Origin of the sequence: Pseudomonas sp. Sample_9 (assembly GCF_004307535.1) — a bacterium.
In the GTDB taxonomy this organism is placed as follows: Bacteria; Pseudomonadota; Gammaproteobacteria; order Pseudomonadales; family Pseudomonadaceae; genus Aquipseudomonas; species Aquipseudomonas mercuritolerans.
In genome coordinates this window covers 1-10,150 of the sequence record NZ_RAZO01000011.1, presented here as the reverse complement: position 1 = coordinate 10,150, position 10,150 = coordinate 1, and the positions used below count along the sequence as shown (strand labels likewise).

11 protein-coding genes are annotated in these 10,150 nt (G+C 61.7%); 2 read left to right on the top strand and 9 right to left on the bottom strand.

The features are described from left to right. Nucleotides 1-69 precede the first annotated feature (69 nt). The 9 genes from D6877_RS00825 to D6877_RS00785 form a co-directional block, all read right to left on the bottom strand. Nucleotides 70-885 carry a DUF1365 domain-containing protein gene (locus D6877_RS00825; protein ID WP_130909553.1) on the bottom strand — a complete coding sequence of 272 codons (816 nt, stop codon included), beginning with the start codon at nt 883-885 and terminating at the stop codon, nt 70-72. After that, complete coding sequence (locus D6877_RS00820; RefSeq protein ID WP_130909552.1) at nt 882-2,129, bottom strand: FAD-dependent oxidoreductase; 1,248 nt, start codon at nt 2,127-2,129, stop codon at nt 882-884. The genes D6877_RS00825 and D6877_RS00820 overlap by 4 nt, the downstream gene beginning before the upstream one ends. After that, nucleotides 2,126-2,908, bottom strand: coding sequence for an SDR family NAD(P)-dependent oxidoreductase (locus D6877_RS00815; RefSeq protein WP_130909551.1), 783 nt, complete (start codon nt 2,906-2,908; stop codon nt 2,126-2,128). Before D6877_RS00815 ends, D6877_RS00820 begins: the two co-directional genes overlap by 4 nt. Continuing rightward, on the bottom strand, nt 2,905-3,327 hold the full coding sequence (locus D6877_RS00810; RefSeq protein ID WP_130909550.1) for a nuclear transport factor 2 family protein: 423 nt from the start codon (nt 3,325-3,327) through the stop codon (nt 2,905-2,907). Before D6877_RS00810 ends, D6877_RS00815 begins: the two co-directional genes overlap by 4 nt. Further along, nucleotides 3,320-4,765, bottom strand: a complete 1,446-nt coding sequence (gene phrB, locus D6877_RS00805; RefSeq protein ID WP_130909549.1) for a deoxyribodipyrimidine photo-lyase — start codon at nt 4,763-4,765, stop codon at nt 3,320-3,322. The genes D6877_RS00810 and phrB overlap by 8 nt, the downstream gene beginning before the upstream one ends. 16 nt (nt 4,766-4,781) lie before the next feature. Next, nucleotides 4,782-5,723, bottom strand: a complete 942-nt coding sequence (locus D6877_RS00800; protein ID WP_130909548.1) for a MerR family transcriptional regulator — start codon at nt 5,721-5,723, stop codon at nt 4,782-4,784. Next, on the bottom strand, nt 5,723-6,685 hold the full coding sequence (locus tag D6877_RS00795; RefSeq protein WP_041479992.1) for a DUF523 and DUF1722 domain-containing protein: 963 nt from the start codon (nt 6,683-6,685) through the stop codon (nt 5,723-5,725). The genes D6877_RS00800 and D6877_RS00795 overlap by 1 nt, the downstream gene beginning before the upstream one ends. A gap of 215 nt (nt 6,686-6,900) precedes the next feature. Continuing rightward, on the bottom strand, nt 6,901-7,116 hold the full coding sequence (locus D6877_RS00790) for a TIGR02450 family Trp-rich protein (protein WP_130909547.1): 216 nt from the start codon (nt 7,114-7,116) through the stop codon (nt 6,901-6,903). Continuing rightward, entirely contained in the window at nt 7,113-8,099 is a 987-nt protein-coding gene (locus D6877_RS00785) for an NAD(P)/FAD-dependent oxidoreductase (RefSeq protein WP_130909546.1), read from the bottom strand. Before D6877_RS00785 ends, D6877_RS00790 begins: the two co-directional genes overlap by 4 nt. 197 nt (nt 8,100-8,296) lie before the next feature. Here D6877_RS00785 and D6877_RS00780 point away from each other — a divergent pair, with 197 nt between their 5' ends. Together D6877_RS00780 and hemH are read left to right on the top strand one after the other, a co-directional pair. Further along, nucleotides 8,297-9,199 (top strand): TIGR01777 family oxidoreductase, encoded by a 903-nt coding sequence (locus tag D6877_RS00780; protein WP_130909545.1) that lies wholly within the window; start codon nt 8,297-8,299, stop codon nt 9,197-9,199. Nucleotides 9,200-9,212: 13 nt separating this feature from the next. Next, a partial coding sequence (gene hemH, locus D6877_RS00775; protein WP_130909544.1) for a ferrochelatase occupies nt 9,213-10,150 on the top strand: 938 nt, incomplete at its 3' end.

Sequence of the window (10,150 nt, the reverse complement as noted above, 5' to 3'; positions counted from 1 at the left end):
TGGCGCAACACGCCACGGCGCAGCAGCGAGCCGGTCAAACCGTTGGTGCTGAAGCGACCGAGCGGCAGGCTAGAGGATTTCATGGTGCGGCTCCTTCGGAGGCACAGTGGCGGTTTGAAAGCTGCCGTCGGCAGCCTGGTGAGCGAAGATCGGCGCGCGCTTGAGTAGCAGTCGCAGTGCTTGCCAATAAATCGCCAAAGCGGTTTTTGCGGTCATCCACGGGAAGCGCCGCAGGTAGCGGTGCAGGCTGCGCCGATCGAGCGGCTCGCGGCGCAGATTCAGCGTGGCGTCGAACAGTTTCTCGTTGCCCTGCCAATCGGCCATGTGCACGCCAAGGCTTTGCGCAGCGGGGCTGAAGCTCATGCGGTATTCGAGGTCGCGGGGCAGAAACGGCGAGACGTGAAACGCCTTGGCCACAGCGAAATGCTGATGGAAATCCACCAGGCTGGTCGGCACCTGCGCCGGCAGCACATAGTGATAACGCTCGCGCCAGGGCGTATTGGTTACTTCACAAACGATCGCCGCGAGTTGTCCGTTGGCTTCATGGCAATAGAAGAAACTCACCGGATTGAACGACAGCCCCCAGCTGCGCGGCTGGGTCAGCAGGCACACCGCGCCTTGTGGCTCATGACCGATAGCTGCGCCGACCTGCTGGCGCACGGCGTCGATCAGGCGCATGCCCTTGCCGGTGAAGGCTTTGAGGTAATCGGTTTCGCGAAACGAGAACGGCGCAAAGCGGCTGCGCCCCGCCAGTGGCGACAGGGCCAGTACGGCGTCCTGTTCGCTCAGGTCGAGATAGAGCAGGCCGATGCGGTAGCGGAATTCGTGGCGGCGCGGGGCAAAACGTCGGTGGCCGATGACGCCGCTGTACAGAGCGCTGTTCACAGGGTTTCACCGAACGCGGCGGCCACGCGCAGCCCGCTGACCACGCCATCTTCATGAAAGCCGTTGGCCCAGTAGGCGCCGCAATAATGCGTGTGCTGCTCGCCATCGAGTTCGCCCCAACGGTTTTGCGCGGCCGCTGCGGCGAGCGTGTATTGCGGGTGGGCATAGGTGTAACGGGCCAGCACTTTATCGGGGCTGATGCCGGCGGTCTGGTTGAGGCTGACGCAAAACGTGGTGTCGCTTTCGATGCCTTGCAGGATGTTCATGTTGTAGGTGACCGCCGCGCGCGTATGGCCGGCGCCGCCGAGGCGATAGTTCCAGCTGGCCCAGGCCAGTTTGCGTGTCGGCAGCAGACGCGTGTCGGTGTGCAGCACCACGTCGTTGTCGGCGTAGAGCAGGGCGCCGAGAATCGAGCGCTCGGCTTCGCTCGGGTTGGCCAGCAGGTTCAGCGCCTGATCGCTGTGACAGGCGAACACCACTTTGTCGAAATGTTCGAGGCCGGCCGGGCTGTGGATAACTACGCCGTGCTGGTTGCGCTCGACGCGCTTGACCGGGCAGTTCAGGCGAATCCTGTCGCTGAATGAAGCGGTCAGCGGCGCCACATAGGCACTGGAACCGCCTTCAATGACTTGCCACTGCGGGCGATCACTGACTGACAGCAGGCCATGATTCTTGAAGAAACGCAGGAAGAATTGCAGCGGGAAATTGAGCATTTCCGCCATCGGCATCGACCAGATCGCCGCGCCCATCGGCACGATGTAATGCAGTATGAAACGCTCGCTGTAGCCGCCAGCCTTGAGGTAATCGTCGAGGGTGGTGTCGGCGGCGATGCGCAGTTCCATCAGGTCGCGCTGGGCTTCTTTGTTGAAGCGCAGAATGTCGCGCAGCATGCCCCAGAACCCCGGCGACAACAGATTGCTGCGCTGGGCAAACAGGCTGTTGAGGTTGTTGCCGTTGTATTCCACGCCGGTGTCCGGATCGGTTACCGAAAAGCTCATTTCGGTCGGCTTGAACGCCACGCCAAGCTGGTTGAGCAAACGAATGAAGTTCGGGTAGGTCCAGTCGTTGAACACGATGAAACCGGTGTCGATGGCGAACGACTGCCCGGCCACGCTGACCGGTACGGTGTGGGTATGGCCGCCGACCCAGTCACTCGCTTCGAACACGGTGATGTCGTGGCGGCGGTTCAGCAGGTAGGCGCAGGTGAGCCCGGCGATACCGCTGCCAATTACGGCGATTTTCATATCGGGTCCCGCTGCGGAGGGTTCTTGCGCACCATGCGTTTGCCGATCGCCAGTTGCGCGCGGGCGGGCAGTTTCGACAGCGGCCACAGCGCGGCCATGAACAGCCCCGGGAAGGCAATTTCCAGCGGACGGTCCTTGAGTTTGGCGAAGATGTGCCGCGCCGCTTTATCCGCAGGCCAGCTCAGCGGCATCGGGAAATCGTTCCTCTCGGTCAGCGGCGTTTCGACAAAACCCGGGCTGATGATGGTGACTTCAATGCCTTCATCCGCCAGATCGATGCGCAGCGATTCGAACAGGTAACGCAGCCCGGCCTTCGATGCGCCATAGGCTTCGGCCCGTGGCAGCGGCAGGTAGGTCACCGAGCTGGCCATGCCGACCAGGTGCGGCGCGGTGCCTTTGCGCAGCAGCGGCAAGGCGGCTTCGATGCAATAGCTGCTGGCGAGCAGATTGGTGCGCACCACATGCTCGATGATCGACGAATCGAACTGGCGCGCGTCGACATATTCACAGGTGCCGGCGTTGAGAATCACGCTGTCCAGCGAACCCCAGGCCGCGCCGATCTGCTCACCGATTTCGCGCACGGTCTGACTGTTGGTCAGATCGCCGGGCACCACCAGCACCTGGCCCGGATAACGCTGGGACAAAACCTTAAGCGGCGCGGCCGAGCGCGAGCTGACCGCCAGGTGCGCGCCGCTTTTCAGAATGTCCTCACACAAGGCTGCACCGATGCCACTGCTGGCGCCGGTCAACCAATACCGCCGTGGAGGTGTACGACTCATCCCATTCTCCTTTTCAGCCAGGCAATCACCCGGCCCAATATTGGCAAGTGTTCATACAGCAGCGCCCCGGCATCGAAATAATCCCGATGGCGATAAACCTTGTCGCGCCAGAGCAGGTGCGAACAGCCACCGACCCTGATTTCCCGGCCCTTGGCCAGGCGCGGATGGCGATAACTCATGACCCAGCGCAGGTAACCCTCACCTTCGCGGATCTGGTCAAAGCCGTGAAAATCGAAACGCAGATCGCTGACGTTGGCGTACAGCTCACTGAAGTAATCCTGCAGTTGTGCCAGGCCCTGAACTTCGTGCAGCGGATCGGTGAAATGAATGTCGTCGCTGTACAGCTCGCCGAGGCGATGCAGGTTGTCTTTGTTCAACCCGGAAAACTCGCGGGCGAAGCTGCGCAGGAAGTCACTCATCGCTGCCGCCCACTGGCTGGCGCGACGGCAGGTTCTTGAACGCCGTCAGCGCGCGCTCGCGTGAAGCGCTGAGGTTGACGATCGGGGCCGGATAATCGGCCACGCCGAACAGTCCTCCGGCTGCCGCTGGGTTGTGCACTTCCTTCTTGTTGAGCCCGGCCAGTTCCGGCAACCAGTGCTTGATGAACACGCCTTCGGCATCGAATTTTTCCGACTGGCTCAGCGGGTTGAAAATGCGGAAGTACGGCGCCGAGTCGGTGCCTGTGGACGAGCTCCATTGCCAGCCGCCATTGTTCGCCGCCAGGTCACCATCGATCAGGTGACGCATGAAAAAGCGTTCGCCTTCGCGCCAGTCGATCAACAGATTTTTGGTCAGGAACATCGCCACGACCATGCGCAGGCGATTGTGCATCCAGCCGGTTTCGAGCAATTGGCGCATCGCCGCGTCGATGATCGGCAGTCCGGTGCGTGCCTCCTGCCAGGCCTTGAGTTCTTCCGGCGCATCGCGCCAGGCCAGCGCCTCGGTTTCCGGGCGGAAGGCGCGATGCCGCGAGACGCGTGGATAACCGACCAGAATGTGTTTGTAGAACTCGCGCCACAGCAGCTCGTTGATCCAGGTCACCGCGCCGACCTTGCCGCTTTCGAACTCGCCCTGATTGCTTTGCAGTGCAGCGTGCAGGCACTGGCGTGGCGAGATCACCCCGGCGGCGAGGTACGCCGACAATTGGCTGGTGCCGGGTTTGGCCGGGAAGTCGCGTTCGCTGCGGTAATAATCGATCTGCGCGTCGGTGAAGGTGTCGAGGCGGCGCCGCGCCTCTTGCTCGCCGGCCGGCCACAGGGCGCGCAGGGATTCGCTCGGCGTGGCGAAGCCTTTGACAGCCTCGGGAATCGCATCGCTGGCAATATCCAGGGCGGCCTGTTTGCCCGGTGCTTTGACCAAGGCCGGCATCGAGCGGTGCAGGCGTTCGTAGCAGACCTTGCGGAACTGACTGAACACCTGGAAATAGGTGCCGGTCTTGGTCAGCACCGTCCCGGGTTTGAACAGCAACTGATCCAGATAGCTGTGGAATTCGATGCCCTCGGCCTGCAACGTTTCGGCCACGGCCTCATCGCGGCGGCTCTCATGAACGCCGTATTCCTCGTTGACATGCACCGCCTCGATCTTCAATTGCCGGCACAGCTTAAGCAGTTCTGCTGGCGCCTGATCCCAGTGCGGCGCGCTGCGAATCAACAACGGGATATTCAGCCTGCCCAGGCTCTGGCTCAGTTCGCGCAGGTTGCGCAACCAGAAATCCACCTTGCACGGCGCATCGTCGTGTTCCAGCCACTGCTGCGGGCTCAACAGATACACCGCCACCGTCGGGCCGCGCGCTGCGGCGGCCGCGAGGGCAGTGTTGTCATGTTGGCGCAAGTCGCTGCGCAGCCAGATCAATTGCATGTGATTAAACCCGTCATCAAATCAATCCGCGCTCGAGCAGCGCCTGATGGGCTGCTAGCGGATCTTCGGCCAGGAACAGATCGGTGGCTTGGGCGGTGCGTGCTGACAGCTCGGTGTGGTGAATGTGCACCGTGGGGCCGGCAATCAGGGTCGGGCAATTGACGTTCGCCAACAGCTTGGGCAACTGCGCCAATTGCATGGCTTTGCTCGAATACAACAGCACACCACGGGCTTGCAGATGCTCGACGGTCAGCGCCAGCTCACCGGCAGGCAGCGGCCAGTCGAACACTTGCACCGGGCAATCGGCACTGCTGATCAGCCACGCGCACAGCCACAGATGCGGCTCCAGCGGCAGGTCGGAATGATTGATCAACAGCAGCGGCGCCGAATGCAGCTGGCGGTTGTTATGGTAGATGCGTGCGCCGAACTTGCTGCGCAGCCAGGAATAGAAAAACGTGCGCTCCATCTGCGCGCCGAACTGGCCCTGCCAGCGCTGTTCGAGCTCGGCCAGCAACGGCATCAGCAATTGCTCGCACAAGGTCCGTGGCGGGTACAGGGCGATGGCCTGATTGACGCTGTCATCCAGCGTGCGCTCATTCAGTGCGGTGACTGCCGAGAGCAAAGTCTGGCGCAGACGCTGCCAGTCGTTCTCCACGGTTTCGGTGAAGGCTTGCGGCGCGTCGAGCAGTGGCTTGACTTGGCTGACCGCCACCCCACGGTTGAGCCAAGTGAGGATGGCCATGATCCGCTGCACATGTTCAGCGCTGTAGAGCCGATGACCCTTGGGCGTGCGCTGGGGCACCACCAGGCCGTAGCGACGTTCCCACGCGCGCAGGGTGATGGCGTTGACGCCGGTCTGCCGCGCGACTTCGCGAATCGGCAACCAGCCCTCGTCGAGGGCTTTCTTGAAGTCGGCGCCGAGGTCTTCCCGGGCGCTGCTGTCGGTTTTATCGTTCATTAGATCGCGTTTCGCAGACTGAGGTTTTCCGGATGAGGCTGCAGGTAAACCTGCTGCGCGATGTACGGGTCCGGATGGAGTCGAAAATGGTGTTTGAGCAGCGTCAACGGCACCACCAGCGGCACGATGCCCTGGCGGTACTGGCCGATGATCTGCTGCATTTCCTGTTTGTCTTCGGCGCTTAGCGATTGTTTCAAATATCCGCTGAGGTGCAGCAACACGTTGCAGTGAGTACCGCGTGTGGCGCATTTCTTCAGCGCGGCCATCAGTTCGCTGAAGTAGCGTGGGCCGAGTTCGGCGGGATCGCTGTCAGCCATATTGCCGAGCATCTTGCCGAGGTTTTTGTATTGCAGCGGGTTGTGCGCCATCAGCAGGTACTTGTAGCGCGAGTGGAATTCGGTGAGCGCGCGGCGGCTCAGGCCCTCGGCGAGCACTTGCTGCCAGGCGCTGTAGGCCAATACGCGGGTGATGAAGTTTTCCCGCAGCACCGGATCGTTGAGGCGCCCGGCTTCTTCCACGGGCAGGTCAGGATGTTGTGCGCAAAATGCCTGCGCATAGATGCCGCGTCCGCCACCATTCACTGGCGCGCCGTTGTCGTGATAGACCTTGACCCGTTCCAGCCCGCAGGAGGGCGACTGCTGCATGAAGATGTAGCCGGACAGGTCCTGCAACTCGGCGGCCATTTTCTCGCCGTACTCGGCCAGCGGCCTGGTGACGTTGATAGTGCGGTCGACGGTACCGACGGCCTCGGGTTGCTCCGGGTCGCCGACCAGCCGGATCGGCTCACGGGGAATGCCCATGCCGATGGCGACTTCCGGGCACAGCGGGACAAAATCGAAATATTCGGTGAGGGTACGGCTGCACAGCCGCGATTCCTTGTGCCCACCGTTGTAGCGCACTTCTTCGCCCAACAGGCAGGCGCTGATGGCGATCTTCGGCTTGGACAGGGAAGCAGTAGACATGAGCACCTCGAATCTATACCTGTACAGAGAGTTATCTCTGTACAACTTTTCCTCAGCATAGATCGATGGATGTACAAGTCAAATGATTTGTATAACTTTTTTGGGTTCACCAAGAACACTGTGGGAGCGAGCCTGCTCGCGAAGCGGTGTGTCAGTCAGCGAATCCGCATCTGGCACAGCGCATTCGCGAGCAGGCTCGCTCCCACAAGGGAAATCTATTTCCAGCCGAGTAACCAGTTCTCGCTGTCTTTCAGCACCTGCCAATCCAGTCGCTCGCTACGCTGGGTCAGCACCGCCTGCAATTCAACTTCCAGCACCGTACCTTCCTCGTCGCGGATCAGTTCGGTCACCAGAAAATGTTTTTCGCGGTTTTGCGGCTGGGCTGCTGTCCACTTCGACAGCAGCAATTTGCGCGGATTGATGCGATTCATTGCAGGTGTTCGTGCAAGCGACGTGCAGCCTCCTGACCGCTCAGCCAGGCGCCTTCAACGCGGCCTGACAGGCACCAGTCGCCACAGGCGTACAGGCCCAGATCGACATCAGCCAGCGTGGTCCATTCATGGCCGGTAGCGGGGCGCGCATAGAGCCAGCGGTGGGCGAGGCTGAAGGTCGGCGCAGGCATGGCGCTGTGCAGCAGTTCGGCGAACGCACCGTGCAGATGCTCGATTACGGCTTCCTTGGACAGATCAATATGTTGCCGGCTCCAGGCGCTGGTTGCATGCAGCACCCAGGTGTCGAGAGTGCTGTCGCGCCCGGGTTTGCTGCGGTTGCGCGCCAGCCAGTCGAGCGGGCTGTCCTGCACGAAGCAGCCTTCGATTGGCGTATCGAGTGGAGTTTCGAAGGCGAGGGCGACGGCCCAGGTCGGCTCCATTTTCACCCCGGCTGCGACGCCGGCAAGTTTCGGTGCGGCGGCCAGCAACGCGGTGGCTTGCGGCGCTGGTGTGGCGATCACCACATGGCTGAAGGGGCCGTGGGTGCAGCCGTCGGCGTCCTGCAGATGCCAGTGTTCTTCACCGCGATAGACTTCGGTGATGCGGCAGGCGAACTGCACATCCAGACCATCGAGCAGGCCACGGGTGATGGCGCTCATGCGCGGCGTGCCGACCCAGCGGGTCTGCTCGTCCGGCGACATGTTCAGTTGGCCGCCCTGGAAGGTGTACAACTGCGGCGTCCATTCGGCGGCCCAGCCCTGGCTCTGCCAGCGCTGCACCTCGGTGACGAAGCGCCGGTCGCGCGCGGTGAAGTATTGAGCGCCCATGTCCAGCGAGCCAGCGTCGCTGCGCTTGCTCGACATGCGCCCGCCGCTGCCGCGGCTTTTATCGAACAGTTGAACGGTATGCCCGGTCTCTGTCAGAGCCTGGGCTGCGGAGAGCCCGGCGATGCCGGTGCCGATGATTGCGATAGGTACAGTCATAGGGGCCTCGTTTACCTTTCTGTACAGACTACGCCGTCGATCAAACCTGTACAATTATGTTTTTTGGTATAACTTCTAGCGTTCTCGTTCTGACAGCTTGGCCTATTGTTAAACCATAGAGCCTGCCCGATCGAAAAGATCCCTGCCTATAAAAATAGACTAGTGATCCGGGTTAAACGCCACGCGAGGAAGATGTCATGCACATATTGCTGACCGGCGGTACTGGTTTGATCGGACGTCAGCTCTGCCGACACTGGCTGGAGCAGGGCCATAGCCTGACGGTGTGGAGTCGCCGCGCGGAAAAAGTCGCGCAGATCTGCGGCGCGCAGGTGCGCGGAATTTCGCGTCTGGAGGACCTCGGCGAAGAGCCGCTGGATGCGATCGTCAATCTCGCCGGCGCGCCGATTGCCGACCGCCCCTGGACCCATCGCCGCAAGGCGTTGCTGTGGAGCAGCCGCATCACCCTGACGGAAACGCTGCTGGCGTGGCTGGAAACTCGTGCGCAGAAACCGTCGCTGCTGATTTCCGGCTCGGCGATCGGCTGGTACGGCGACGGTGGCGAACGCGAGTTGACTGAAGAATCGCCGCCCGGCATCGACGACTTCGCCAGTCAGTTGTGCATCGCCTGGGAAGAAACCGCGCTGCGTGCCGAGAACCTCGGCATACGCGTGATGCTGGTGCGAACCGGTCTGGTGCTGTCGGCCGAGGGCGGCTTTTTGTCGCGGCTGTTGCTGCCGTTCAAGCTCGGGCTGGGCGGGCCTTTGGGCAATGGTCGGCAGTGGATGCCGTGGATTCATATCGACGATCAAATCGCCCTGATTGATTTTCTTCTGCACCGGAATCAGGCGAGCGGTCCTTATAATGCCTGCGCGCCGAAACCTGTGCGCAACCGCGAATTTGCCAAGACGCTGGGCAGTGTGTTGCACCGCCCGGCGTTCATGCCGATGCCGACCCTGGCGCTGAAGATCATGCTCGGCGAACTGTCACTGTTATTGCTCGGCGGCCAGCGCGCCACGCCGGCACGCTTGCTCGAAGCGGGGTTCGCTTTCCGCTTTACGGATTTACGCGCGGCTCTGGATGATCTCTCCAGCCGCCTCTGAAATAGGACGTTGCATGACCGATCACGCTTTGCTTCTGGTCAACCTGGGCTCTCCGGCCTCCACCTCGGTGGCCGATGTGCGCAGCTACCTCAATCAATTTTTGATGGACCCGTACGTGATCGACCTGCCATGGCCGCTGCGGCGGTTGCTGGTGTCGCTGATCCTGATCAAGCGCCCTGAGCAATCGGCCCATGCCTACGCCTCGATCTGGTGGGAGGAGGGCTCGCCGCTGGTGGTGCTCAGCCGCCGCTTGCAGGAGCAGATGACCCGGACGTGGAAACACGGCCCGGTGGATCTGGCGATGCGTTATGGCGAGCCGTCGATCGAAACCTGTCTGCTGCGTCTGGTCAAAGCGGGACATAAGAAGATCACGCTGGCGCCGCTGTATCCGCAGTTCGCCGACAGCACTACGACCACCGTGATCGAAGAAGCCCGGCGCGTGCTGCGCGAGAAGAAACTCGATGTGCAGTTGTCGATCCTGCAACCGTTCTACGATCAGCCGGAATACATCGAAGCACTGGCCGCCAGTGCGCGTCCGCATCTGCAGCAGGACTACGATCATCTGCTGCTGAGCTTTCATGGCTTGCCGGAGCGCCATCTGAGCAAACTCGACCCGACGGGCAATCACTGCCTCAAGGGCGCCGATTGCTGTCAGACCGCCTCGCCGGCGGTATTGGCAACCTGTTACCGCGCGCAGTGTTTCCGTACCGCCGCCGCCTTCGCCAAAACCATGGGCCTGCCGGACGGCAAATGGTCGGTGTCGTTTCAGTCACGCCTGGGCCGGGCGAAATGGATCGAGCCGTATACCGAAGCGCGGCTGGATGAACTGGCCAAAAGCGGAGTGAAAAAGATTCTGGTGATGTGCCCGGCGTTCGTCGCTGACTGCATCGAGACGCTGGAAGAGATTGGCGATCGCGGTAGGGAACAGTTCCGCGAAGCGGGGGGCGAGGA